The following is a 26,128-nucleotide window of genomic DNA, read 5'->3' on the forward strand; positions in this document are numbered from 1 at the left end:
TGAGCGCAGAATGCGGGAATGAGCGAGTTCGATGTGCTGGTTCGCGGAGGTCTCTACTTCGACGGAACCGGAGCGCCTGGGCGACCAGCCGACGTGGGCATCGCGGACGGGCGGATCGTCGCCGTCAGCGAGGCCGGTCTCGACGTCAGCAGCGCCGACCGGGTGGTCGACGCCCGTGGCCGCTGGGTGATGCCCGGCTTCATCGACACCCACACCCACTACGACGCCGAGCTGATCGTGGCGCCGGGCCTGACGGAGTCGGTGCGCCACGGCGTCACCACGGTCCTGGTCGACAACTGCTCGATCTCGGCGGTCTACGCCGAGGCGCTCGACGTCGCCGACCTGTTCAGCCGGGTCGAGGCGCTGCCGCGCGAGGCGGTGCTGGCGGCGCTGCGGGAGAAGAAGACGTGGTCCACCCCGGGCGACTGGGCCAAGGCGCTCGACGAGCTGGCCCTCGGCCCGAACGTCGCCTCCTTCCTCGGCCACTCCGACGTGCGGGCCTCGGTGATGGGGCTGGGTCGCTCCACCGACCCGGCGCAGAAGCCGACCCGCGCGGAGGCCAAGGAGATCGAGCGCCGGATCGACGAGGCGCTCGACGCCGGCTTCCTCGGCGTCTCCACGATGACCAACCCCTGGGACAAGCTCGACGGCGACCGCTACCGCTCGCGCACGCTGCCGTCGACGCACGCGAGCTGGAAGGAGTTCCGGCGGATCAGCAAGCTCCTGCGCAGTCGTGACGCGGTGCTGCAAGGGGTGCCGAACCTGAACACCAAGTACGACGTCGGCTTCTACCTGGCCACCTCCACCGGCCTGTTCCGCAAGCCGTTGCGGGTCTCCCTGCTCAGCGCCGCCGACACCCGCGCCGAGCCGTGGGTGAACCGGATCTTCGCCCCGTTGGCCTTCCTGGCCAACCGGATCGGCCGCGGCAAGTTCGTCTGGCAGCACCTGCCGACGACCTTCCAGGTCTGGGCCGACGGCATCGACCTGGTGGTCTTCGAGGAGTTCGGCTCGGGCCGGGAGGCGATCCACCTCAAGGAGGAGATGGGCCGCAACGACCTGCTCCGCGACGAGTCCTACCGCCGCTGGTTCCGCGCCGACTTCGAGAAGCGGTTCTCGCCGCGGGTCTGGCACCGCGACTTCGACGACGCCCGGATCACCGAGTGTCCCGACGCCGCACTGGTCGGCCGCTCGGTCGGCGACGTCGCCCGCGAGCGTGGCGTGCACCCCGTCGACTGCTTCCTGGACCTGGTCGTCGAGCACGGCACCGCGTTCCGGTGGACCACGGTGATCGCCAACGCCCGCGAGAAGGTCGCCAACCGGCTGGTGAACACCCCGGGCGTGACCATCGGCTTCTCGGACGCCGGCGCCCACCTGCGCAACATGGCCTTCTACAACTTCGGCGTCTGCCTGCTCGACCGGATGCACCGCGCCGAGGCGAACGGCAAGCCGTTCATCGCCCGCGAGCAGGCGGTGCACAAGCTGACCGGCGAGCTCGCCGACTTCTACCGCCTCGACGCCGGCCGGATCCGTGAGGGCGACCGCGCGGATCTGGTGGTGATCGATCCCGCAGGCCTCGACGGCTCCGTCGACGAGTACCACGAGGCGCCGCTGGCCGAGCTAGGCGGCATCAGCCGGATGGTGAACCGCAATGACGCCGCGGTGCATGCCACCGTGATCGGTGGGCGCGTGGTCTGGGAGGGCGGCGAGTTCGCGCCCGGCTTCGGCACCGAGTTCGGGACCGGCTCGTTCCTGCCGCTCGGGCAGTCGGCCGTTCGGCCGCTCAATGTGACCTGACGGCTCGGAATTCGGGCGATTCGCAGCGCTGAAGTCACATTGAGCGAAAAGTTTTCGGGGAACTGCGTCATGGCCGTCTCGCTGAGCCGTCTCACCTGTACCGAACGGGGGTTGGTTCAGCGAGCGGTCGGGCCTCGGAGGGAGGGGCCCGACCGCCTCTGGATTTCTGGGCCCTCTACGGCTCGGTGATCGCGGCGGCACTGGTGCCGCCGACCGGCATGTCGGGCAGGCCCAGCTTGCGGTGGTCCCAGCTGCGGGTCGCGTCGACGTCGATGCGCACCAGCACGCGGTTCTTGGCCATCGCCTCGACGAACGGCCGCATCTCCTCGGAGTAGGGACCGTTGTAGCGCTCGAAGATGTTCACGCAGACGGCCCAGAGCTGGTCGGCGTCGTCCTCGATCAGCACGCCGCGGCCCTCGACGGCGACCCCGCGCAGCTTGTCGTAGGTGTGCCCGGCCTCGACCAGCAACGAGATCCGGTCGTTGCGGCGCAGGTTCACGGCCTTCTGCGACTTGCCCTTGGTCTCCAGCCACAGCTGCCCGTCCAGGTAGGCGTACCACATGCCGACCAGGTGGATCTGGCCGTCGCGGCCGATGGTGGCCACGGTGGCGCTGCGTTGGCGGGTCAGGAATTCGCTGACCTCCTCCGGGCTCATCTGGACGACGTCGCGCTGCTTCATGTGCTCCTCCTGGGGTCGGCTCCCGCCACCGTACCTGAAACACGTTCTAGTTTTGTCTGTCCGAGTTGTCTTTCAATTCCGGAATTCGCCTCTTGGCGGTCGATGGCCGACGTACAGTGCGTTGACCGGTCGAGCCCCCCGTCACCGGTCGCCGCCGTCGGAGTGACATCCGTGTGTCGGCAGTGCAGCTGGACCCCCGCCAGCAATGCCCCCTGTTGCGCGCTGCCGATCCATCGTCACGCCGACGGCGGTCCTCGTTGGCCGCGGCTATGCTCGCGCCGTGACCTCGACGACAACGCATCCGTGGTTCGACTCGCCCGACGATGCGGCCGCCCGGCTGGCCAAGGCCGGCTACCTCGCCGAGGAGGAGACGGCGACGGCCGCCTTCCTCTCCGGAGCCCTGGGCAAGCCGCTGCTGATCGAGGGCCCGGCCGGCGTCGGGAAGACCGAGTTCGCGAAGGCCGTCGCCTCCTCGATCGGCGCCGAGCTGGTGCGTCTGCAGTGCTACGAGGGGCTGGATGAGGCGCGTGCGCTGTACGAGTGGAACTACAAGAAGCAGCTGCTGCGGATCCAGGCATCGGCCGGAGACGCGTCGTGGGAGGAGACCCACGACGACATCTTCACCGACGAGTTCCTGCTGACCCGGCCGCTGCTCACCGCGATCCGGCGCGACGAGCCGACCGTGCTGCTGATCGACGAGGTCGACAAGACCGACGTCGAGGTGGAGGGTCTGCTGCTGGAGGTGCTCTCCGACTTCCAGGTCACCATCCCCGAGCTGGGCACCCTCACTGCCGTCCGGCGTCCGTTCGTGGTGCTGACCTCGAACGCCACCCGCGAGCTCTCGGAGGCGGTCAAGCGCCGCTGCCTCTACCTGCACCTCGACTACCCGGACGCCGAGCGCGAGCGGGAGATCCTGCTCGGCGCGGTGCCCGGCCTCGACGAGACCCTGGCGCGCCAGATCGTGGAGATGGTGGCCCGGCTGCGCGAGCTCGAGCTGAAGAAGGCGCCCTCGATCGCGGAGTCCATCGACTGGGCGCAGACCATGGTCGCGCTGCAGATCGGCGACCTCGATGCCGCTGCCGCGCGCCGCACGCTGGGCGTGGTGCTCAAGCACGCGACCGATCAGGAACGGGCCGTGCGAGAGCTTCGCCTGGCGGCGGTGAGCCGCTAGGCGAGCCTCGCCCGGCCCGCTTGCTGGTGCTGTTGGTGCGCCCCGGGTGGGGCTCGGCTCAGTAGCCGACGGTGAAGCGCTGGCGGGTGTGCTTCGGCTGCTCGATCTCGTCGACGAAGGCGAGGGCGTAGTCGGCACCCGAGATCGAGGAGTCGCCCTGCTCGTCGGCGACCAGCAGGTCACCGCCCGTGCGGTAGCTGCCGGTGGCTTCGCCCGCGTTCCAGGCGCCGAAGGAGGCTGCCGGGCTGACGTAGAACCAGTCCAGGTTGGTCTCGCCGGCGCGCAGCTGCTCCAGCACCTCGGCGTGGGCCAGTGCCTCCGGCTTGAACTCGGCCGGGAACTCGGCGGTGTCGACCAGGCGCGGGCCGCCCTCGGCTACCAGGGAGCTGCCGGCGCCACCGACGACCGCCAGCCGGGTCTGGTGGTCGACGCTGGCCTGCACGAGCTGGGGCAGCACCTCGCCCAGGGTGCGGTCGTCGCCCAGCTGGGCGTGCGTGGCGAGCACCAGGACGTCGTCGCCGGCCGCCTCGCGCACCGTGTCGGCGTCGAGGACCGAGCCGATCCGGTACTGGACGCCGTCGATCGGCGCGGTGGGCTCGGTGCGGGCCCAGGCGGTCACGGTGTGTCCGCGGCGTACCGCCTCGCGGGCGATGTTGCTGCCGGCGTAGCCGGTTCCGCCGATGATCGAGATGCTGGTCAAGGTGCTCACTCCCTCAGGATGCCGCCGGTGCGACGAATTCGGTCCGTATGTTGCTGATGGTCAATAGTTGCTCGATCTCGCGGCGAAGACCCGGTCGCGGCAGGACAGGGCATGGTTGAAATCGGACAACACCGCGCTCCGGCGTGTGGCCTGGCTCACCTGCTCCGCGGTGCCGGGGCCGATGAGGGAGACTGGCGGCATGTCTCTCCTCGACCGCCACGTCGCCTTCATCGAGGCGTTGCGCACAGCTGGCCTGCCGGTCTCGGTGGCCGAGGACATCGACGCCGCGCGGGCCGTCGAGGTGGTCGGACTGGCCGAGCGGGAGCGGCTCCGGTCGGTCTACGCCGCGACCGTGGTCAAGCGGGTGGCGCACCGTCCGCAGTTCGACGCGATCTTCGATCTCTGGTTCCCGCCGCTGATCGGCGACGGCCTGACGGTCGCGGGAGCGAGCCTCGAGGAGCTCCTTGCCGCGGGCGAGGTCGAGCCCGGAGGGCCCACGGCGGCTGCAGAGCCCACCGATACCGCTGCCGCGCTCCAGCAGATCCGAGCGGACCTGCTGGAGGCGATGCGGGAGGCAGCCGAGGCGGGCAGCGACGGAGCCAGCGGCCAGGCGATGGCCGAGCTCGCGATCGCCGCCGTCGGCACCTTCGGCGCGATGCCCGGGCGGGCTCGCGGGATGTCCTCGTGGAGTGCGTACCAGGCGCTGATGCGGATCCAGCCCGAGCGCCTGGTGCAGCAGCTCGTCGACGGTTTGATGGCGGCCGGGGACTCGGAGCCGGTGGCCCGGCGCCGCGCGCAGCGGGTGCTGGAGCGGTTCACCCAGCAGGTCCAGTCCGACGCGCTGCGCCGGCTTGCTGCGGAGAAGGGCGCCCAACACGTGGCGAGCTCGACGCTGCGGCCCACCATCGATCGGCTCGACTTCCTCAGCGCGCGCAAGAGCGACCTGGTCGAGCTGCGTCGCGAGATCTACCCGCTGGCACGGAGGCTGGCGACCCGGCTCACCCAGGAGCACCACGCGATGCGCCGCGGCCCGCTGGACTTCCGGCGCACGGTGCGTGCGTCGATCGCTACCGGCGGAGTGCCCTTGGTGACCCACCAGCGCCCCAAGCGTCCGCACCGCTCGGAGCTGGTGGTGCTCTGCGACGTCAGCGGCTCGGTGGCGAACTTCGCCCAGTTCACCCTGCTGTTGGTGCACGCGCTGCGCGACCAGTTCACCAAGCTGCGCGCCTTCACCTTCGTCGACCACGTGCACGAGGTCACCGAGGACCTGGTGCCGGGCGGCGACCCGGTCGAGGTGATGGAGCGGCTGGCCGCCTCCGCCAGCCAGGCGGCGCTCTGGGGTCGCACCAACTACCCGCGCGCCTTCAAGGTCTTCGAGGAGGAGTTCGCCGACGCGATCGGGCCGAGGACCTCACTGCTGATCCTCGGCGACGCGCGCTCCAACTACGCCGACCCCGAGCTGCACCGGTTCAAGGCGCTCGCCTCCCGGGCCCGGCACGCCTGGTGGCTCAACCCCGAGCATCCCCGCAACTGGGGCACCGGTGACTCCGCGGCGCCCGCCTATGCCGAGATCGTGCCGATGGTGGAGTGCCGCAACCTCGCCCAGCTGGGCGAGTTCGTGCACGACATCCTCTAGGAGCCTGCCCGCGAGCTGCTCAGCGCAGGTAGCCGAGCTCCCGGAGCCGCTGGACGGCGGCGCGCAGGTCGTCGTGGGTGCTGGTGTCGACCGCCCGGCCACCGGCCAGGTAGGCGCGGACGCCGGTCGCGGAGCCTCCGTCGAAGACCACCGTCAGCCGATTGGTGACGCCGGCATTGAGCAGCGAGCCGAGCAGCGCCACCGGGTCGGAGCGGTCCTCCAATGCGAGCACCGGAACCGACGGCGGCACGGCCGTCGCCTGGGCGGCCGGCGAGCCGGCGGTGATCACCTGGTCCACCACCCAGGCGTCGCTCGGCAGGCTGGCGAGCGCGGTGGCCACCACGCCCCCGTGGCCGGAGCCGGCGAGCAGCACCCGGGCACCGGACGTCGAGCCGATCGCGGTGCGCAGTGCCTGGGCCGCGCGCTCCACCCGGGTGGCGACGTCACCGTCGGCGAGCACCACGCGGTCCGTCGACGAGCCGCTGGGGGCACCGGTCAGGTAGAGCGCGAAGCGTCCGCCGGGCAGCGACTGCACCCACAGGTCGGCCTCCAGCGAGGCCAGCGTGGCGACGATCTCCTCCACCGAGGAGGGCTGGGCAGCAGCGCTGGGCACAGCGGCCTTGCTCGCCTCGGCGTCGACCGCGACCAGGCCACCGGCCACGTCGCGCAGCGCCGAGGAGAAGTCGTCGGCGAAGTCGGGTGCGCCGACCGCGCGCAGACCGCCGCGGGTGATCGCGCTGCCGTGCTCGGCGCCCAGGGCGGCGTTGGTGAGCAGGGCACGCAGCTGCAGGCTCTCCACCAGGCCCCCGCCGCCGCTGACGAAGTGCTCCATCAGGTCGGGGTTCGCCTCGGCCAGCTCGTTGAGGTAGGCGGCCAGGCCGTCGCGGTCCAGGGCGTCGGTCTCGATCAGGCCGGCAGCGACGATCGCGCCACCGAGCTCGACCTCGGGTGCCAGGTAGCCGACGGCGCGGGCCGCGATCGAGCCGAGGGTGCGGTAGGCGGCGTCCTGGAGGTCGTCGATCCAGCGGTAGGTGCGCACCGTGGCCCGCACGATCAGGGCGTCGGCGTCGAACTCGGTGGAGCGGCCGAGCAGACCGTGCTTGCCGGTGGTCGCGGCGAGGATCTCCTCCTCGGCCTGGGCGAAGGTGCGCGGCGAGAGCTCGGCGGAGTCGGCCACGTCGTCGTCGCCGAGCACCGTCGCGCCCAGCGTGGCCCGCTCGCGGAGCTGGTCGGCGGTCGCGTCGAAGAGCTCGGCGAGAGCGGTGAAGCGGGTGTACCTGTCGTCCGTGCTCATGCCGACACCTCTGCCAGGACCGGAGCCAGCAGCCCCGCCAGATCATTCGGTTGCACCGCGCGGATCCGGACCCGGTTGGCCTTGCCGTCGCGGTAGGGGGTGAGTGCGCGCCAGCCGTCGGCGAGCAGGACCAGCGAGACGACGCCGACGGTGCTGCCACCGGCCTCGACGTCGGCGACCAGTGCTCGCAGTCGCCCGTGGGTCTCGGCGCCGAGAGCGCTGATCAGGGCCTGCACCTGGGCGTCGGTCAGCGCAGCCCCGCTGCCGTCGTGCGCGGCCGCGTGGTGGTGGCCGACGATCGCGGCGAGCAGGTCGGTGCGTCCGGAGCGGATCGCCTCGGAGCCGGCGTCGAGCAGCTCGAAGGGGAGGTCGGCGTCGGCGGGCACCTGGGAGGCGGTGCTGCCGGCCTCGGCGGGCAGCGCGGCGACCCGGCCCAGCTCGGTGGCCCACTGGGCGGAGTCGAACCAGGCCAGCTCGAAGACCAGGCCGTCGGCGGTGGCCAGCGTGGCGACGGCTCCGCCGCGGGTGCGGTGCCAGGCCCGCGCCCGGGCGCCGTCGATGGTCACGTCGAGGTCGACGGCGACGGCAGGCTTGGCGAGCAGGCCGAGCGCGCCCAGGGCGCCCGGGTCGGTGGCGTCGCCGTCGGCGAGGCCGCGGCGGGTGAGCGAGTCGAGCGGGTCGGACAGCTCGGCGACGGCGGCTCGGTAGCGGGCGTCGTCACCGCTCTGCGCGGAGGCCCCGAGGCGGCCCTCCAGCGCACTGGGGGCGGCGACCTCGGCGAGCTCGAACGGCAGGGGCGCGTTGCCGGCGCGCTCGGCGAGCAGCTGCAGCTCGGCGAGGGTGAGCGAGATCCGGCGCGGCAGGCCCTCCAAGGTGCCCGCAGGCGGGGGAGGCGGCGTGGTGAGGTCGATGGTCGGCATCTCAGAGTCCTGGGAGGGTGACGGTGAGCCAGTCCTTGTGGCCGCTGGCCGGCGGGGCGAACTGGTCGAGCTGGCGATCGGCGTCGGTGGCCTCGACCCGGACGCCGTCGAACGCCGACGGCAGTCGGGCGATCCGGTTGCGCGCTTCGGCGATCAAGGAGGAGGCGCTGCGCTCGGTGTCGTCGATCGCCTCCTTGAGCCGCTCGATCTCGGCGGCGTGCTTGGCGAGCGAGTCGGCGGCCGTCTCGTGCCGGTCGGCGGCGTCCTTGAGCTGAGCGGCCCGGTCGGCGACCCGGCCCCGCAGGTCGGTGACCGCGCGCCCCTGCCAGCCGATCGTCTCCATCTGGCCGACCAGCTGGTCGGCCATGGTGCGCAGCTCGGTCGCCTGCTCGCGCAACTGTGATGCGCGCTTGCGCATCGCGGCGGTATCGCCGTACATGGATCACCTACCTCGCCTCAACGAGCCACGTTCCCCAGCGCGGCAGAGCCCAAACCCCTCGTCGCAAACTACCTGCCCACGAGTTCCGGCGGCCAAACCTGCGACATAGCCTGGGCCCATGACCTTCCGCCTGGGCTTCGTCACCGGTGCCACTCCCGACAAGTGGGCGCGCGCCTGGCGCGAGCGTCGCCCGGAGCCGCTGGAGCTGGTTCCGCTGACCGAGCCGGAGCAGGAGCAGGCGGTGCGCGAGGGGCGCGTCGACATGGCGATCGTGCGGCTGCCGGTGGAGCGGGCCGGCCTGCACTGCATCCGGCTCTACGAGGAGGTGCCGGTGGTGGTCGCCTCGAAGGAGCACTTCATCGCGGCCGCCGACGACGAGGTGGCGCTTGCCGACCTGGCCGGCGAGCAGCTGGTGCGCCCGCACGCCAGCGGCTGGACCCCGGACGCCGAGCAGCTGGCCTGGCCGGAGATGACCGAGAAGGACGCCGTCGAGACGGTGGCCGCCGGCACGGGAGTGGCGATCATGCCGATGTCGGTGGCGCGGCTCTACCAGCGCAAGGACGTCGTCCAGCGCCCGGTCAGCGACCTCGACCCGACCGAGATGGGCCTGATCTGGCTGATCGACCGCGACGGCGAGGACACCCAGACCTTCGTCGGCATCACCCGGGGTCGCACCGCCCGCAGTTCCCGATAGTCCCTGGCGTTCGGCCCCTGAAATCGGCGATCTCAGGGGCGAAACGTTCGGCAGCGCATGATGGTGGCACTAGCCAGTTGGTTCAACGGCTGCGCCGCGGCCGATCCGCGTGGTCTCATATTTCCGATTTGGTCGTTACTGCGATGTCGGGGGACCCCGTGGCCCAGAACTTCTGTGTGGAGTGTGGTCAGCCGCTGACCACCCGCTTCTGTACCGGGTGTGGCACCCAGGCGATCGCACCCCCGGCACCCCCGGTGTCCCCGGCACCCCCGGTGTCCCCGGCACCCCCGGTGTCCCCGGCACCCCCGGTGTCCCCGGTACCCCCGGTGGGCGACGTCGCCCCGGCACCCGGAGCGGACGACGTCCCGCCGGTGGAGGCGACCGCCGTCCGGATGCCGCCGGTTCCGCCCGAGCCCGCGGTTGCCCCCGAACCGCCTGCGACGGCCGCTGCGCCGCTCCCGACGGCCGCAGCCCCGCGCAAGCGCCGCGGCAGGCTGATCGCCGGCGTCCTCGCTGCCGTTCTGCTTCTCGGAGTCGGCGCCGCCGGGCTGGCGTTCGTGCTCGCCGACGAGGACGACGACCCCGGCAGCGCGCCGGCCGCAGCGGAGCCCGACGGGTCGGTCCTCGGCACCCCGGACCGCGAGTGGACGGCCTCTGCCGACGAGCTGACCGGACAACCGGGCGCTGCATTCACCGCGATGGTCCCGGTCGAGGGGGAGTCGTACCGACCCTTCCTCTTCGCGCACACGGTGGTCGCCGCGGTCAGCTACTGGGACGAGGTCACCGAGGAGAGCAAGCGCTGGATCGTCGGGCTCGACTCGGGTACCGGCAAGCGTCGCTGGCTGGTCGAGACCGAGGCGTACGCCTGCGCGGAGCTGACCACCACCCGCTTCGCCTGCTGGAACGGGGACTGGGAGGCCGAGACCGGCCAGGTGTGGATCCACGACGTGGAGAGCGGCAAGGCGATCGCCGAGGCCGGCTACGACCACATCGTGCAGGAGGTGACCGGCCGCGGGGACGCCGTCTACGCAGCCGGGACCAGCTACGACTCCGTCACCGAGGTCACCACGGCGACGGTCTCGGCCGGCACGCTCGACGACCCCGACGGCGGGTGGACCACCGAGCTGGAGGACCGTTCGGACAACGGCGGCGGCGACGGCGGGATCGGGCTCAGCGCGGATGCGGCCGGCGTCCACATCGCCCTCTCGTCGGGCTACGTCCTCGATCCGGACGACGGCAGCTCCCGCCCTGACGGCAGCGGCGTCCGGGTGCTCGACGAGAACGGCGCAGCGCTGACGCTCCAGCACGATGAGGACTGGGAGCGGTTCTGGTTCGCGGGCCACGAGGAGCTGGTCCTCGACGACTACCCGTGGGGCGACCTGACCTCGGGCGCGGTGGTGCGCAAGGGCCTGGTCGGCGCCGGCAACGGGCTCTACGACCTCGAGGCCCAGGAACTGGTGCGCGAGATCGCGCCGAGCGACAACGTGCACGCCAGCTGGCTGAGCGACGACGTCCTGCGGGTCACCGAGTGGTCGGACTACGACGAGGCGGGCAACGAGGAGTACACCGAGGAGATCAGCTTCCAGGACGTCGACTCCGGAACGGTGCTGTGGACCGACGCCGAGGGCCGCGGCAACTACGGAGCGACCGAGGACGCCTTCCTCAGCATCGGCGAGAGCAGCGAGGTCTTCGAGGTCCGCAGCCTGCGCAACGGCAAGCTGGCCTGGCGACGTGACATCGAGCTGACCGAGGGCACCGGCGAGGACTCCTACAGCCGCGGGGCCGACATCGGCACCACGGCGGACGCGATCGTGGTCACCTCCGGACCGTCCATGTGGGGCTACGGCGACTTCGGCACGCCGGCGGAGGACCTGCTTGCCGACGGCGCGGTGCGCGACTCGGCGACCGGAGCCGCGGACGACCTCGAGCTCAGCGACGAGTACGTCACGAAGTGCGGCAGCGAGCCGGAGTTCGTGCCGGTCGAGGCGGTCAGCGCCGAGGGTGCGGTCGAGGTGACCTTCGACGTGGTCGCGACCTGTCCGCAGGGGCAGTGGCTCGACTCGGCCGGCTACCGGATGTCGGTCACCGGCATGCCCGCGACTGCGGTCGGCGTCCAGACCCTGGCCCAGGGCTTCTTCGACTTCTCCGACGATCCGATCTGGGTGCCGCAGGCGGAGTCGGGCGAGGGTTCCAAGGTGGCCCTCCGGTTCCCGGTCAGCCAGGTCTGGGCGACGCCTGAGGAGATCGGCAGTGCGATCCAGGGCGGCTCGGTGGTGGTCGACTGCGAGGACGAGGCCGCAGGCCAGGCCGAGGACCGCCACCTGCCGGTGACCCCGGAGGCCACCGACTCGGGCGGTGCCGACTCGGGGAGCACTGACGTGGTCGTCGATCCTGACACCCGGGAGGAGAACAGCCTCACCGCGCTGCGGCGCCTGGCCGCTGAGGACCGTCCCGCGGTACAGGCGGATCTCGCCGGCTCCTGGGTGCCGCAGCTGTCGTCGAAGCAGGACGGCACCCACGACCGGATCGACCAGCAGACCTACGACTACACGGCGATCTACGAGGAGCACCTGCGGCTCCGTCTGGAGTACCCCGAGGTGCGGTTGATCTGGAGCGGCGACTTCGCCGCCTTCGAGCACGACGACTACTGGGTCAGCGTGGCCGGGGTGCCTTCAGCCAAGCCGGGCCCGGCGATCACCTGGTGCAAGGAGTCCGGGCGCGAGCCCGCGCACTGCTACGCCAAGCTGCTGCGGGTGAGCGGGAGCAACGAGGGCACGACGCGCTCCTGGAAGGCCTAGGCACCCATCCCACCTCGGGGTCGTCCCTAACGTTTTGGCTGCGATCGCCGATCCCCAGCAGCCAAAACGTTAGGGACGACCCCGAGCAGAGGCGCGGTTCAGACGACGTCCGCGAGCCGCTCCAGGCCGCGGTTGATCTCCGCCGCGGAGCCGGCGAAGGAGAACCGCACGTGGTGGCCGCCGTCGCGGGTGTCGAAGTCGATGCCCGGTGCCACGGCGACGCCGGTGCGTGCCAGCAGGTCCAGCGACCAGGCCATCGAGTCGGTGGTCAGGTGCGACACGTCGGCGTAGGCGTAGAAGGCACCGTCGGCCGGGGCCAGCTTGTCGATCCCCAGCCGGGGCAGGCCTTCCAACAGCAGGGTGCGGTTCTCGGCGTAGCGCGCGACGTGCCCGTCGAGCTCCCGGTACGACTCCTCGGTGAAGGCGGCGACGGCGGCGCGCTGGGCGATCACCGGAGGACAGATGGTGAAGTTCCCGGTGAGCACGTCGACGGCGCGGCGCAGCCGCTCGGGCACCAGCATCCAGCCGATCCGCCAGCCGGTCATCGAGAAGTACTTGGAGAACGAGCAGAAGACGATCGCCTCGCGCGAGGTGGACCAGGCCGAGGCACGGCTGTGCGCGGGGTCGTACTCGATGCCGTGGTAGATCTCGTCGCTGATCAGCTGCACGCCGTGCGTCTCGCACCAGGAGGCGAGAGCGGCCAGCTCGGTGGCGGCGAGCATGGTGCCGGTCGGGTTGGCCGGACTGGCGATCACCAGGCCCTTGATCGGGCCGGTCCGCGCCACCAGCTCCTCCAGCTGGGCGACGGTCGGCTGGAACCGGGTCTCCGGTCCGCAGTCGACCTCGACGACGTCACAGCCCAACGCCTGCAGGACATTGCGGTAGCAGGGGTAGCCCGGGCGGGCCATCGCGACCCGGTCGCCGATCTCGAAGGCGGCAAGGAAGGCGAGCAGGAAGCCGCCGCTGGAACCGGTCGTGACCACGACGTCGTCCGCGCTGGCGTCGACGCCGTGCCAGCGCTTGTGGTGGCCGGCGATCTGCTCGCGCAGCTCCGGCAGGCCGACGGCGACCGAGTAGCCGAGCGGGTCGCCGGAGCCGAGCAGCCGGATCGCCTCGTCGCGCACCGGGCCCGGGGCGCCGGTGCTGGGCTGTCCGGCGACCATGTTCACCAGGTCGCCATGGCTGCGCTGCCGCTGCTCGGCAGCCGCCAGCAGGTCCATCACATGGAACGGAGGGACGGCGGCCCGACTGGCCACGGTGAAACGGTCGCTCATGCGCCTAGTCTGCCTGCCCTTTCGCCGTCCCCTCTCGGGGACGTCGTCCGTTGCGAGCCGCGGGGGTGCCGGCCGATGAGAACGACGTCAGCTCGCGGCTGCGTGCCGTCCGGCGCGACGCCCGAAGAAGGAGCCCTCCCCGAGCTGGGTGCCGGTGGAGTAGCCCTTGGCGTCCTGGGCGATGTTGGAGGCGCAGGCGCCGGCCGCGTAGAGGCCGTCGATCACGGAGCGGTCGGCGCGCAGCACCCGGCCGTCGACGTCGGTGGTCAACCCGCCCATCGTGAAGCCGGCGTAGAGGGCCTTGCCGAGGGTGAGGTCGTAGGCGCCCCACGGACCGGTGCTCTGCGGCGCCAGCCAGGCCGGCTGCTTGTGGAAGTCCGGGTCCTCGCCGCGGGCGGCGTGCTCGTTGTAGCGCTCCAGCGTCGCCGCCAGCGAGCCGGCCGGCAGGCCGAGGCCGCTCTCCATCTCGGCCACCGTCTCCCAGCCGTCGATGAAGGGCGCGAGCGGGAAGTCGGGGTGCTCGATGTGCTCGCTGTCGACGATCAGGTAGGCGGCATGGTCCGGCTGGTCCATCACGAAGCCGGAGGTGCGTGCGTGGTAGGAGTCCTCGGCCACGAAGCGCTGGCCGAGCTTGTTCACCACGATGCCCTTGACCAGGCTCTGCGGCGGGTAGAAGGGGGCGGTGATGAAGGCCTCCTCCATGAAGACCGTCGCGCCGCCTACCGACTCGCCGAGCCGGATGCCGAGGCCGTCGTCGTAGGTGGAGCCGAGCACGAACGGCTTCTCGGCGAGGTTCGGCGTGTACTTGGCGACCATCTCGGGGTTCATCACGAAGCCGCCGGCCGCGATGATCACCGAGCGGCAGCGGACGTAGCCGGTCTCGTCGAACCGCTTCCAGCGCAGCCCGACCACGCTGTCGCCGTCGACGACCAGCGCATTGCCGCCGGTCTCGTAGCGCACCTCGGCCGAGGTCTCGGCGAGCCGATCGCGGAGCAGGTCCATCACCAGCTTGGTGCCCTCGGTGTCGCCGGGCACCGGGACCTTGTGGCCACGCGGCGCGGGTCGGGCCTGCTCGAGGTAGGGCCAGACCTTCTCGTTGCCGGTGTACATCAGCCCCTCGGTGCCGGGCTGGATCACCGCCTTCTTGTCCAGGTAGCTGCGCTCGAAGGAGAAGCCGAGGGCCTCCAGCCAGGTGAAGTGCTCGACACTGCCCTCGCAGTAGGCGCGGATCTTCTCCGCGTCCGGGTCGCGGGAGACGGCGGTGAGGTACTTGATCATCTCCTCCACCGAGTCCTCGTGCCCGGTCGCCTGCTGCACCGGCGTGCCGCCGCCGAGGTAGAACGCGCCGCCACTCATCGTCGAGGTGCCGCCGTGCACGGCGGCCCGCTCCAGCAGCAGCACCCGGGCTCCACTGCGGGCGGCCTCCAGTGCCGCACAGCCGCCGGTGATCCCGAAGCCGAGGACGACGACGTCGAACTCCTCGGCGTCAGCGGGCAGGACGGCGGCATCGATGACGTCGGGCAGCGCGGTGGTCATGCGCGCCAGAGTAGGGGAGAACTAGAACAAGTTCTAGAGTTCCGCCGAATCCGGTCCGCTCACAGCGGAGGGCTGCAGATGGTGGCGTCCTCGGTGACCTCGATCCGGCTCGGCGCCGACTTCGCCAGCTGCTCGAAGTCGCTGCCCAGCACGACCACCACGCCGACGCCCAGCGCGGGCTTGCCGGTGTGGATCTTGAAGCCCTTGCCGAGCTGGCGCAGCACCAGCTGGGCGGCCGGGTTGTCCTTGCTGTCCGCCCAGACCTGGGCCACCTTCACCCCGGTGTCGCGGGCGTTGCCGGAGTCGCCCGCGGAGAAGCCACGCTCGACGAACTCCTGCATGGTGCGGCTCGCCAGCCCGGAGCGACCGCCCCCGTTGTAGACGCTGACGGTGATCTCCTCGGAGGTGATCGTGCTCCCCGCCGAGACCACCCGGTTCGTGCAGGTGGGCGCGGACTCGTTGAGGATGCCCTCGCCGGGCAACTCGGCGGTGACCGCGCGCAGCCCGAAGAAGAGCCCGAAGAGGCAGAGCAGCACGAGGGCCGAGAGCGTGATGGTCGTTCTCTTGTGATCCACCGGCTCAACCCTCCAGATCGAAGACGCGGGCGTGCAGGACGGTGCGCTGCTGGAGCGCCGCGCGCAGGGCCCGGTGCAGGCCGTCCTCGAGATAGAGCTCGCCCCGCCAGCGGACGACGTGTGCGAAGAGGTCGCCGTAGAAGGTCGACTCCTCCGCCAGCAGCGACGAGAGGTCCAGGGTGTCCTTGATCGTCACCAGCTCGCCGAGGCGAACCTGCGTCGGCGCGACCTGCGCCCACTCCCGCGAGCCCATCGCATGGTCGGGGTAGGGGCGTTCGCTGCCTACGCGCTTGAAGATCACGGCACGAGTCTAGTGGCGGGGGTGGAAGTTGTTGGGCGGTGCGCGCACCCACGCCACCGGGATGTCCTGACAACTGTGCCGCGCTGTCCCTGCCGCGCGGGACACGTCGTCGACGAGTCTCGATCAGGCAACCGAACCGATCGAGGAGAAACCCGATGAACGCCACCCCCACCCTGTCCGCGCCGCCGATCGGCGCACCGGCACCCGAGCGCGAGGCCCGGCCGTCACGTGCCTGGGCCTGGTCCGGGCTGATCGCCGGCATCGCCGGTCTCGGCAGCATGGTCACCTCCAGCATGGTCGACGCCGTCTATGACCCCGACCTGGACGGCGACACCGCCAAGATCGCCGACAAGCTGGCCGATCAGGTGCCGCAGATCATCGCCTTCCACACCTTCGCGATGATCGCGGCGGTCGCCCTGATCGTCTTCGCGGCCGGCGCCTACCGCCGACTGGCCGGCACCGTCAGCGCCCAGAGCCTGACCCCGCTGGTCGCCTTCTCCGGGATCTTCGGCACCGCCCTGGTGATCGTGCTCGGAACCGGCCTGACCACGGAGTTCGTCTTCGCGGTCGGCAACCAGGAGATGGCAAGCGACGAGAACTCCGCCTTCTTCGCGCACTGGATCGGCACCATCCCGTGGTGCTGGGGCCTGGTCGGCCTGAGCGGGATCGCCCTCTTCGTCGCGGCCCGCCAGGGCGCGGTGCCGCGCTGGCTCGGACTCGTCGGCGTGATCGGTGGCGGGATCACCCTGCTGTTCGGGATGTCGCCGCTGCAGTACATGGCCGGCATGTTCGCCCCGCTGGGCCTGCTGGTGATCTCGCTGGGCTTCCTGTTCGGCGACAAGGCCTACCGGGCCGGCGTCCGGGTGACCGACGAAGCGTGAGCATCCAGGCGGACGAACCGCTCCGTGACGGCGGCGAATCGCGGCACAATGGCGCCGTGTCGTCTCCCACTCGCTCCGTGACCGGGGAACCGGCCACGGAGCGAGGCGGTTCCGGCTGGTGGGTCTGGCTGCTGCCGTCGATCTGCGTGGCGCTGCTGCCGCTCTCGGTCTGGGTGGACCTGCAGGCCCCGGCGAGCGGTCCGGGTGTCGAGGTCACCGGCGGTGGCGCGGGCTGGCCGTGGACGCTCAACGGCGCAGTGCTCGGCGTCCTGGCCGCGATCGTGCTGCGCCACGACCGTCGTCAGCCGTTCGGCTGGGCGCTGGCCGGCTTCGGCCTCTTCTGGGCGCTCGACGGCTTCGCGCAGAGCTACGTGCGCAGCGGCCTGACGGCCACCGACGCCTGGCCGGCGATGACCTGGGTGCTCTGGTTCCTCAACCGCTTCGGCGTCTACCTGACCGCCGTCACCGCCGTCCTGGTGATGATCTTCCCGACCGGGCGCTTCCTGGGCGGGGCGTGGGGCTGGGTGTCGCGCGCGACCGTGGTGCTGCTGGTGCTCAGCGGTCTCGTGGTGCTGGTCGCGCCGGCCGAGGGCGGCCTCGGCGTGGACGAGCTGCCTGCGGGCGTCGACCTCGACCCGACCACGCTGACCTGGTTGGACGGCCTGGGCGAGCCGTTGGTCCGGGTCTCGGTCGCGGTCGGCGTGGTCGCCTTCGGTGTCTCGCTGCTCACCGTCGCGGTCCGCTATCGCCGCTCCCAAGGGGTGGCGCGCGACCAGATGCGCTGGCTGCTGTGGAGCGTGGTGGTGATCCTGGCGGCGTTGGTGGTGGGGCTGCTGGTGCCGCTGCCTGCCGACGACCATCTCGGCGCCTTCCTGGCCACCGTGCTGCCGCCCGCGGCGATGACGGTGGCGATCGTGCGCCCGACCCTGGTGCCGATCGGCGACCTGCTCGCCCGCACCCTGGTCCTGGCTGCCGTGGTCGCGGTGCTGATCGTCGCCGACGTCGCGGTGCTCGCCCTGCTCACCGTGCTGCTCGGCGACGGGCTGACCCGGGCCCAGGTGGTGGCCGTGGTGCTCGCGGTCGCCCTGCTGCTCTACTCGCCTGCGCGCTCGTGGCTCGCGGCCCGGGTGCGCCGGCGGATGCTCGGCGAGCGCGGACAGCGCTACGACACGCTGGCCGGGCTCTCCGCGGTGCTGGAGGAGGCGGCGACCCCGCACGACCAGCTCGACGCCGCCGCGCGGGCCGTGGCCACCGCCTTCGGCGTCGGCTTCGTCAGCATCGAGGTGGAGTGGGCGGACGGCGACCCGGTGGTCGCCACCCACGGCAGCCGCCCGGAGCAGGTGCGCGAGCTGCCGATCCACTACCGCAGCAGCGAGGTCGGGCGCCTGGTGCTGCCGGCCAAGGGGGTGCGCTCGCAGCTCGGCGCGCGCGACGAGCGACTGCTCGGCGACCTGGTCCGCCAAGCGGCAGTGGCGGTGCGCACCAGCCAGCTGGTCGAGGAGGTGCAGCACAGCCGCGAGCAGTTGGTCGCGGCCCGCGAGGAGGAGCGCCGCCGGATCCGGCGCGACCTGCATGACGGACTCGGGCCGTCGCTGAGCGGCATCGTCTTCCAGCTCGACGCAGCTCAACTGCGGCTGGCGGCCGGTCCGGAGCGTGCCGGCGAGGTTGCCGAGCAGCTCGGTGCGGTCAGCGCCCAGGTGCAGGACGTGGTCGCCGACGTCCGCCGGCTGGTGCACGGGTTGCGCCCGCCGACGCTGGACGACCGGGGACTGCTGGGCGCCGTCGGACAGCTCGCCGAAGGCCTCGAGCTCGACCTCCACCTCGACGCCGACGACCTGCAGCCGGGGCTGCCCGCCGCAGTGGAGGTCGCGATCTACCGGATCATCGCCGAGGCGTTGACCAACGTCGCCCGGCACGCCGGCACCACCCGGGTCTGGGTCCGTGCCGAGCTCGTCGAGGGGCTGCTGCAGGTGGTGGTCCGTGACGACGGCCGGGGATTGCCGCGGCCCGCCCCCTCCGGCGTCGGAATGGCGTCGATGCGCGAGCGCGCCGCCGAGCTGGGCGGCAGCGCCGACGTCCGCCCAGGCCCGGGCGGCGGCACCGAGGTGCACGCCGCGCTACCCGTGAGGAGTGTGTGATGGAGACGATCTCCGTGGTGGTCGTCGACGACCACCAGATCGTTCGCGACGGGCTGGTCGCGCTGCTCGGCGCGCTGGACGGCGTCACCGTGGTGGGGTCGGCGGCCGACGGCCGCGAGGCGCTGCATGTGGTGGCCGAGGCCGAGCCCGACGTGGTGGTGATGGACGTGTCGATGCCGCACCTGGACGGGATCGAGGCGACCCGCTTCCTGCTCGGACGACGCCCGCAGCTGCGGGTGCTGATGCTCACCATGAACGAGGACGACGACACCGTGCTCGCCGCGATCCGGGCCGGTGCCTGCGGCTACCTGCTCAAGGGTGCCGGGGCCGGCGAGGTGCACCGCGCGATCACCTCCGCGGCTGCGGGGCAGATGGTCTTCGGTGCCTCGATGGCCGGCCGGATCGCGACGCTGCTGGCGCGCGGCACCGCACCGGCAGCGGCGGTGCCGTTCCCTGAGCTGAGCGACCGCGAGCGGACCGTGCTGCAGATGATCGCCACCGGGCGCAGCAACGGGGAGATCGCCGCCGAGCTGCACCTCTCGGACAAGACGGTGCGCAACGCCGTCTCCGCGATCTACGCCAAGCTGGAGGTGGCAGGGCGGGCCGAGGCGATCGTGGAGGCCCGGGACGCGGGCCTGCGCTGAGGTGCTGTTTGCGGCGATCACCCGCCCCGAACAACCTGGGTCGTCCCTAACGTTTTGGCTGTTCTACCGGCGTGTCAGCAACCAGAACGTTAGGGACGATCGGCCGGTGGGGTGGAGTGAGGGGGTAGCTGAGGTGCTGACCGCGGCCCGGGACCCGGCATAGGGTGCCAGCCATGAGCGAGAGTTCCGAGACGGCGCCCGGGGCCGCAACGGCCGACACCCCTGGCAGCGAGAGCCCGATCGTCGCCCAGGTGGCGGCCGGGTACGCGTTCGAGGGGACGGCGCTCGAGCTCGGTGGGTTGATGCTGGACGCCAGCACGCTCGTCGACACCCGGGTGCGGATCCCGTTGGCGATGCTGAACCGGCACGGGCTGATCGCGGGCGCCACCGGCACCGGCAAGACCAAGACCCTGCAGCTTCTCGCCGAGCAGCTCAGCGCGGCCGGCGTGCCGGTCTTCGCCGCCGACATCAAGGGCGACCTCTCCGGGCTCAGCGTCCCCGGTGAGGGCGGCGAGAAGATCACCGCCCGGGCGGCCGGCGTCGGCCAGCAGTGGACGGCCACCGGATTCGGCGTCGAGTTCTTCGCTCTCGGCGGCCAGGGCGTCGGCGTTCCGCTGCGGGTGACGATGAGCTCGTTCGGGCCGGTGCTGCTGGCCAAGGTGCTCGGGCTCAACGCCACCCAGGAGTCCTCGCTCGGCCTGGTCTTCCACTACGCCGACAAGGCGGGCCTGCCGCTGCTCGACCTGGCCGACCTGCGTGCCGTCGTCCAGTACCTCACCAGTGCGGAGGGCAAGGCCGACCTCAAGGAGCTCGGCGGCCTTTCCTCGGCCACCGCCGGGGTGATCCTGCGTGAGCTCATCAACTTCTCCGACCAGGGCGCGGACGCGTTCTTCGGGGAGCCGGAGTTCGACTCGGTGGAGTTCCTCAAGACCCTGCCGGACGGGCGCGGGTTGATCTCGCTGGTGGAGCTGCCGAACCTGCAGGACCGGCCGGCGGTCTTCTCGACCTTCCTGATGTGGCTGCTGGCCGACCTGTTCAACGACCTGCCCGAGGTCGGCGACCTGGACAAGCCGAAGCTGGTCTTCTTCTTCGACGAGGCGCACCTGCTCTTCAAGGACGCCTCCAAGGACTTCCTCGCCCAGATCACCCAGACCGTGCGGCTGATCCGATCCAAGGGCGTCGGCGTCTTCTTCGTGACGCAGAGCCCGACCGACGTCCCGGACGACGTGCTGGCGCAGCTCGGCTCGCGGATCCAGCACCAGCTGCGGGCGCACACGCCCAACGACGCCAAGGCGCTCAAGCAGACCGTCAACACCTACCCGCACTCGGGCTACGACGACCTCGGCAGCGTGATCACCTCGCTGGGGATCGGGGAGGCCGTCGTCACGGTGATGGACGAGCGCGGCGCGCCGACCCCGGTCGCCTGGACCAGGCTGCGCGCGCCGGAGTCGCTGATGGGTGCCGCCGATGCCGCTGCCATGGAGGCCGCCGTCCAGGCCTCGCCCCTGTACCCGACCTACGCCCAGAGCATCGACCGCGAGTCGGCCCGGGAGATCTTGGCCGCCAAGTTGGAGGCGGGCGCCGACAAGGCCGCCGCCGAGTCCTCCGGTGCCTCCGGCGAGGCGCCGTCCACTCCTGACGACGGCCTCGAGCCGCACCAGCGCGAGGCCGAGCGGTTGTCCAAGCGCAAGCCGTCGGGTCGCACCGCACCCAAGCCCGAGAAGTCGGTGGTGGACAAGGTGGTCGAGTCCGGCGCTTTCAAGGACTTCATGCGCACCGCCGCCCGCGAGATCGCCCGCGGCATGTTCGGCACCGGCCGCCGTCGCCGCTGACCCTGGATCGCCTGGAGATAGTCCCTGACGTTTTCGTGGTTTCTGCGACGAAAAACCACGAAAACGTCAGGGACTATCCGGAATGGTTGGCGTGCGCAAGCAACTCGGTGGAGGTTTGCGGCGGGTCGGGCTAGGGGGTGGTGGGGTTGGTCCAGGCGAGCTGGACGACCTCGATGCCGCGGTCGCGGCTGATCAGGCGGCCACGACCCGGAGCGGAGAGGGCCGGGCGCACGTTGCCGAGGAGCGCGCCTTCGTCGGGGCTGCCCGACAGCATGATCCCGGGCATCGCCAGGTCGCGCAGGGTCTGCAGGACCGGGTCGTACATGCCTCGTGCGGCGCCGCCCATCCGGCGGGTGACCACCAGGTGGAAGCCGACGTCGCGGGCCTGCGCCAGCAACGGCACCAGCGGATGCACCGGCGAGCCTGCCTGGGTGGCGACCAGGTCGTAGTCGTCGATCAGCACCCAGGCCTCGGCACCCGACCACCAGGACCGGTTGCGCAACTGCTCCGGCGTGACGTCGGGACCCGGCAGCCGGTTGGTCAGGTAGGTGGCCAGGTCCTTGAGCGCGGGCGTGGCCTGGGTGGCGCTGGTCAGGTAGTCGAGCTGGAACTCCGCCGGGATCTCGCCGAGCAGGGAGCGCCGATAGTCGACGGCGATGATCTGCGCGGTCTCCGGGGTGCGGGTGCGCACGATCTCGGCGACCAGAGCCCGCAGCATCGCGCTCTTGCCGGAGCGGCCGTCGCCCAGCACCAGCAGGTGCGGCTCGGCGTCGGCGTCCAGGCCGACCGGGGCCAGCTCCTTCTCGTTGATGCCGAGCAGCAGTCGCTTGCTGTCCGGCGCCGCCTGGCGGATCTTCTCCAGCCCGATCCGGCTCGGCAGCAGCCGCACCTTCGGGCCGCTCGGGCCGCGCCAGGCGGCCGCCGTCCGCGCCACCAGGTCCGCGACGCCGTCGCCCAGGGTGTCGCCGCGCGGGGCGCCGTCGATCCGGGGCAGGGCGCCGAGGAAGTGCAGCTTGCCCGGCACCAGGCCGCGGCCGGGTCGCCCCGACGGCACCAGCTGGGCCACCTTGCGGTCAACCTCGGAGTCGAGCGGGTCACCGAGGCGGAGCTCGAGGCGGGTGCCGAAGAGGTCGCGCAGCGCGGCGCGGAAGTCGGCCCACCGCGACGCCGCCGCCACCAGGTGCACGCCGAAGGTCAGGCCGCGCTGGGCGAGGTTCTGCAGCTCGACCTCGATGTCGTCGAAGTCCGAGCGCAGCGTGCTCCACCCGTCGACGACCAGGAACACGTCGCCGTAGCCGTCGTCGGCGCCGCCGGCCGCGCGCCGCGAGCGGTAGGTCTCGATCGAGTCGATCCCGTTGCTGCGGAAGTACGCCTCGCGACGGTCCACGACGCCCTTGACCTCGGCCACGATCCGGCGGACGACGTCGGGCTCGGAACGGGAGGCGACACCGGCCAGGTGCGGCAGGCCGCTCAGGCCGGCGAAGGTGCCACCGCCGAAGTCGAGCACGAAGAACTGGCTCTCCAACGGGGTGGTGGTCAGCGCCAGGCTGGTGACCAGGGTGCGCAGCAGGGTGCTCTTGCCGGTGCGCGGGCCACCGACCACGGCGGCGTGCCCGGCCGCGCCGGTGAGCGAGACGGTGAGGGTGTCGCGGCGCTGCTCGCGCGGACGGTCGACGATGCCGACCGGCACCGTCAGCGCGCCCAGGTTGCGCCAGCTCTGCGAGACCAGGCCCAGCTGCGGGTGCTCGGCGAGGTCGGGCATCAACGCGTCCAAGGTGTCCGGAACGTCGAGCGGGGGCAGCCAGACCTGGTGCGCGGTGTCGCCGTGGCCGACCATCCGCGCGACCGCGATGTCGAGCAGCGACTCCTGGTCGCCCTGCGGGGCGCTCGGCAGCACCGGGAGGTCGTCGTCGACGGGCTCCAGCGAGGTGACCTCGGCAATGGTGAACGGCAGGATGCCGCGCAGGTTGCCGCCCTCGTCGCGGCGCACCGGACGGCGTCCCGAGGGAGGCCCGGAGACGTAGGCGGCCTTGAACCGCAGCAGCGTCGACTGGTCCGGCTTGAGGTACCCGAGGCCCGGGACGGCGGGCAGCTCGTAGGCGTCCGGCACGCCGAGCACGGTGCGCGACTCGACCGCGGAGAACGTGCGCAGACCGATCCGGTAGGACAGGTGCGACTCCAGACCGCGCAGCCTGCCCTCCTCCAGGCGCTGGCTGGCCAGCAGCAGGTGCAGGCCCAGCGAGCGGCCGAGGCGCCCGATCGCGACGAACAGGTCGATGAACTCCGGCTTGGCCGAGAGCATCTCGGAGAACTCGTCGACGACGATGAACAGCGACGGCATCGGGGCGAGATCCTCGCCGGCGGCACGGGCCTTCTCGTAGTCCCGGATCGAGGCGTAGTTGCCGGCCGCGCGGAGCAGCTCCTGGCGGCGCACCATCTCGCCGGAGAGGGCGTCCTGCATCCGGTCGACGAGGGTGAGCTCCTCGGCCAGGTTGGTGATCACCGCCGAGACGTGCGGCATCTCGGACATGCCGGCGAAGGTGGCGCCGCCCTTGAAGTCGACCAGCACCATGTTGAGCTGGGAGGGGGAGTGCGTCATCGCCAGGCCCAGCACCAGGGTGCGCAGGAACTCCGACTTGCCGGAGCCGGTCGCGCCGATCACCAACCCGTGCGGGCCCATGCCCTGCTGGGCGGACTCCTTGATGTCGAGGTGCACCGGGCTGCCGTTGTCGCTGACGCCGATCGGCACCCGTAGCCGGTCGCGCGAGGGACGCGAGCGCCACGCGCTGCCGGTCTCGAAGGTGTGCACGTCGCCGAGACCGAGCAGGTCCATGAAGTCGGTCGGCCCGGAGGCCTCGCCGCCCTCGGAGCCCAGCGAGACAGTGTTCAGCGGCGCGAGCCGGCGGGCGAACGCCTCGGCCGTGGCGAGGTCCATCTGATCGGCCAGGCCACGCATCGGCTCGGCCCGCAGGCGCAGCGCCGTCACCGGTGCCTTGCCACTCTCCAGTGGCGCGGCCTCGAACTGCATCCGCAGCCGGGTCGGGTCGTCGAGCTCGTCCCACTGCTCGGGGAGGTCCAGCAGGGTGACGCCGTGCAGGCCGTCGGGCGGGATCACATGGTTGCCGGGCGGCAGGTCGACGCCGTCGACGACGAGCAGGATGTGCGGCGTCGCGCCGGCCTCGTCGGCGCCGAACCGGGGGCGCTCGCTGAGGTCGGGGGGCAGCATCGCGCCGAGGTCGTCGAGCGAGGTGGTGACCATCCGGCGCGGGCCCACCGCGTCGCCCTGCTGGCTGCTCAGGCTGTGCGGGAGCCACTTGAGCCAGTCCCACTCGGGCAGATGCCGGGGGTGGGAGAGCACCGCGATCAGCAGGTTCTCCGGGCTGTGGAAGGCGGCGGCCGAGCAGACCAGCGCGCGGGCCAGCGCCCGGCTGTTCTCCTCGGGGCCGGTCAGCTCCACCCGGTCGAAGGCCCGCAGGTCGATCGAGGCGGGCAGGTTCGGCTGCACCCGGTGCACGACCAGCAGGCGGTGCAGGGCACTGGCGGCGGTCGGGTCGACCTGCTCGACCGGAGCGCTCTCGGGTGGCACCAGCTCCAAGGAGAGAGGCTGCATGGAGAGGCCGTAGCGCACGTGCAGGAACTGGGGATCGTTGGAGGCGTTCTCCCACAGCCGGGTGCGGTCCTCGGCGAGGGCCGGCAGTGCGGCCGGGTCGGGGTGCTGCCAGGTCAGCGCGGCGCGCTGCTGGTCGGCGGCGTTGCGGGCGAGCTTGCGGATGGTGGCCAGGTAGCGCAGGTACTCGGTGCGCGAGCCGACCACCTGCTGCTGGCGCTGCTTGCGCTGGCGATCGATCTGGACGCCGATGAAGCCGAGCGTGGCGAAGAGGAACATGCCGCCGGTGATCAGCAGCCGTGACGACGACGGCGCGCCCGAGCCGCCGGTGCTCATCGTGGCCACCAGCAGGATCGACCCGACGCTGCCCAGCATCGGGATCGCCATCATCATCGCCTGGCCGACGCCCTCGTGCTGTTGCAGCTCCGGGGGTGGCTGCAGCTTGATCTGACCGGAGGGCATCTCCGGTGGATCGAGGCGGGTGCCGCTACGCAGTGTGGTCACTGGTCACCTTCGTCGAGGAGTCCGAGAAGCCGGGTTCGACCGCCCCGGCGACGACGATCCTACGAGAACGGGCAGACACGACCTCGAGATCCACGTACTACGCTGCCCCCACGAACTCACAAGGGGGTGCGTCGTGTCAGGTGTCGCCAGCACCGACATGGTCTCGGTAACCGTGCATGGCCCCGTCGGGGCCCTCGACCTCGCTGTGCCTGCCGGCGCGGCGACGGCCGACGTGCTGCGCGAGTACGCCCAGCAGACCGGGTTCCGCGCTCCGCTGCAGTTGGCGACGACCCGCGGCACGCTGTTGGGGGCGACCACCTCGCTGGCCGGTGCCGGCATCGGCTCGGGTGCCCTGCTGCTCGCCGTCGGCGAGGCTCCGGGCCGCGGGCCCGCGGCGCAGCGTCGCGCCGCCGATGAGGCCGACGACCGTCCGAGCGCGTCGCCGCTCACCCTGCTGGTGGCGGTGGCCGCCGGACTGATCGGGGTGCTGGCCGCGGTGCTGACAGCCGGTACCGCCAGCACCGAGCACACGGCGACCGTGGCGCTGCTCGGCGCGGCTGCCCTGGTGGGCGTGCTGCCGTTCGGCCGGCACCAGTCCGAGCGGGCGGCGGCAGCGCCGCTCTTCGCCGCTGCTGCCACGTTCGCGCTGGTCCACGAGCCCGGTGCGGTCCACCTTCCGGTGTCGCTGGGCGTCTCCGCGCTGGTGGCAGG

20 protein-coding genes are annotated in these 26,128 nt (G+C 71.8%); 10 read left to right on the plus strand and 10 right to left on the minus strand.

Annotated elements, in window-relative coordinates; translation table 11 throughout:
• The first annotated feature begins 18 nt into the window (after positions 1–18).
• On the plus strand, positions 19–1,794 hold the full coding sequence (locus tag ABD151_RS10860; RefSeq protein WP_343994180.1) for an N-acyl-D-amino-acid deacylase family protein: 1,776 nt from the start codon (positions 19–21) through the stop codon (positions 1,792–1,794).
• A gap of 175 nt (positions 1,795–1,969) precedes the next feature.
• Here the strand turns inward: ABD151_RS10860 and ABD151_RS10865 are convergent, their stop codons facing one another.
• On the minus strand, positions 1,970–2,473 hold the full coding sequence (locus ABD151_RS10865) for a pyridoxamine 5'-phosphate oxidase family protein (RefSeq protein WP_343994182.1): 504 nt from the start codon (positions 2,471–2,473) through the stop codon (positions 1,970–1,972).
• Positions 2,474–2,753: 280 nt separating this feature from the next.
• On the opposite strand from ABD151_RS10865, the gene ABD151_RS10870 reads away from it, so the two are divergent.
• A complete protein-coding gene (locus ABD151_RS10870) occupies positions 2,754–3,644 on the plus strand; it encodes an AAA family ATPase (protein WP_343994184.1) in 891 nt (296 codons plus the stop codon).
• 58 nt (positions 3,645–3,702) lie between these two features.
• Here ABD151_RS10870 and ABD151_RS10875 read toward each other — a convergent pair whose 3' ends face one another.
• Positions 3,703–4,353: an NAD(P)-dependent oxidoreductase gene (locus ABD151_RS10875; protein WP_343994186.1), complete on the minus strand. Its 651-nt coding sequence runs from the start codon at positions 4,351–4,353 to the stop codon at positions 3,703–3,705.
• 190 nt (positions 4,354–4,543) lie between these two features.
• Between ABD151_RS10875 and ABD151_RS10880 the strand changes: the two genes are divergently transcribed.
• Positions 4,544–5,980, plus strand: coding sequence for a vWA domain-containing protein (locus ABD151_RS10880; protein ID WP_343994188.1), 1,437 nt, complete (start codon positions 4,544–4,546; stop codon positions 5,978–5,980).
• A gap of 19 nt (positions 5,981–5,999) precedes the next feature.
• Here the strand turns inward: ABD151_RS10880 and ABD151_RS10885 are convergent, their stop codons facing one another.
• From ABD151_RS10885 to ABD151_RS10895, 3 genes are read right to left on the minus strand one after another with little or no spacing between them, the layout of a single operon-like run.
• Positions 6,000–7,274 carry a hypothetical protein gene (locus ABD151_RS10885; RefSeq protein ID WP_343994190.1) on the minus strand — a complete coding sequence of 425 codons (1,275 nt, stop codon included), beginning with the start codon at positions 7,272–7,274 and terminating at the stop codon, positions 6,000–6,002.
• Positions 7,271–8,194, minus strand: coding sequence for a hypothetical protein (locus ABD151_RS10890; RefSeq protein ID WP_343994192.1), 924 nt, complete (start codon positions 8,192–8,194; stop codon positions 7,271–7,273). Before ABD151_RS10890 ends, ABD151_RS10885 begins: the two co-directional genes overlap by 4 nt.
• A gap of 1 nt (position 8,195) precedes the next feature.
• Positions 8,196–8,633, minus strand: a complete 438-nt coding sequence (locus ABD151_RS10895) for a hypothetical protein (protein WP_343994194.1) — start codon at positions 8,631–8,633, stop codon at positions 8,196–8,198.
• Between the two features lie 118 nt (positions 8,634–8,751).
• Here ABD151_RS10895 and ABD151_RS10900 point away from each other — a divergent pair, with 118 nt between their 5' ends.
• Positions 8,752–9,327, plus strand: coding sequence for a LysR family substrate-binding domain-containing protein (locus tag ABD151_RS10900; RefSeq protein WP_343994196.1), 576 nt, complete (start codon positions 8,752–8,754; stop codon positions 9,325–9,327).
• Positions 9,328–9,635: 308 nt separating this feature from the next.
• Positions 9,636–12,125, plus strand: coding sequence for a flagellar basal body-associated FliL family protein (locus ABD151_RS10905; protein WP_343994198.1), 2,490 nt, complete (start codon positions 9,636–9,638; stop codon positions 12,123–12,125).
• A 98-nt stretch (positions 12,126–12,223) separates the two neighbouring features.
• Here the strand turns inward: ABD151_RS10905 and ABD151_RS10910 are convergent, their stop codons facing one another.
• The 4 genes from ABD151_RS10910 to ABD151_RS10925 all read right to left on the minus strand — a co-directional run bounded on the left by ABD151_RS10910 (position 12,224) and on the right by ABD151_RS10925 (position 15,811).
• Positions 12,224–13,399, minus strand: a complete 1,176-nt coding sequence (locus ABD151_RS10910) for a pyridoxal phosphate-dependent aminotransferase (RefSeq protein ID WP_343994200.1) — start codon at positions 13,397–13,399, stop codon at positions 12,224–12,226.
• Between the two features lie 87 nt (positions 13,400–13,486).
• Positions 13,487–14,935, minus strand: a complete 1,449-nt coding sequence (locus tag ABD151_RS10915) for an FAD-binding protein (RefSeq protein ID WP_343994202.1) — start codon at positions 14,933–14,935, stop codon at positions 13,487–13,489.
• 59 nt (positions 14,936–14,994) lie between these two features.
• Complete coding sequence (locus ABD151_RS10920; RefSeq protein ID WP_343994204.1) at positions 14,995–15,510, minus strand: LytR C-terminal domain-containing protein; 516 nt, start codon at positions 15,508–15,510, stop codon at positions 14,995–14,997.
• 4 nt (positions 15,511–15,514) lie between these two features.
• A complete protein-coding gene (locus ABD151_RS10925; RefSeq protein ID WP_343994206.1) occupies positions 15,515–15,811 on the minus strand; it encodes a type II toxin-antitoxin system VapB family antitoxin in 297 nt (98 codons plus the stop codon).
• Between the two features lie 155 nt (positions 15,812–15,966).
• On the opposite strand from ABD151_RS10925, the gene ABD151_RS10930 reads away from it, so the two are divergent.
• The 4 genes from ABD151_RS10930 to ABD151_RS10945 all read left to right on the plus strand — a co-directional run bounded on the left by ABD151_RS10930 (position 15,967) and on the right by ABD151_RS10945 (position 21,306).
• A complete protein-coding gene (locus tag ABD151_RS10930; RefSeq protein WP_343994208.1) occupies positions 15,967–16,692 on the plus strand; it encodes a hypothetical protein in 726 nt (241 codons plus the stop codon).
• 56 nt (positions 16,693–16,748) lie between these two features.
• Positions 16,749–18,830: a GAF domain-containing sensor histidine kinase gene (locus ABD151_RS10935; protein ID WP_343994210.1), complete on the plus strand. Its 2,082-nt coding sequence runs from the start codon at positions 16,749–16,751 to the stop codon at positions 18,828–18,830.
• Positions 18,830–19,474 (plus strand): response regulator, encoded by a 645-nt coding sequence (locus ABD151_RS10940; RefSeq protein ID WP_343994212.1) that lies wholly within the window; start codon positions 18,830–18,832, stop codon positions 19,472–19,474. The genes ABD151_RS10935 and ABD151_RS10940 overlap by 1 nt, the downstream gene beginning before the upstream one ends.
• A gap of 173 nt (positions 19,475–19,647) precedes the next feature.
• On the plus strand, positions 19,648–21,306 hold the full coding sequence (locus tag ABD151_RS10945; protein ID WP_343994214.1) for a helicase HerA-like domain-containing protein: 1,659 nt from the start codon (positions 19,648–19,650) through the stop codon (positions 21,304–21,306).
• Positions 21,307–21,436: 130 nt separating this feature from the next.
• Here the strand turns inward: ABD151_RS10945 and eccCa are convergent, their stop codons facing one another.
• Complete coding sequence (gene eccCa / locus ABD151_RS10950; protein ID WP_343994216.1) at positions 21,437–25,417, minus strand: type VII secretion protein EccCa; 3,981 nt, start codon at positions 25,415–25,417, stop codon at positions 21,437–21,439.
• Positions 25,418–25,550: 133 nt separating this feature from the next.
• Between eccCa and ABD151_RS10955 the strand changes: the two genes are divergently transcribed.
• Positions 25,551–26,128: hypothetical protein (locus ABD151_RS10955; protein WP_425571910.1), on the plus strand; the 578-nt coding region annotated here is incomplete at its 3' end.

This window comes from Nocardioides dubius, from assembly GCF_039528155.1.
GTDB lineage: Bacteria > Actinomycetota > Actinomycetes > Propionibacteriales > Nocardioidaceae > Nocardioides > Nocardioides dubius.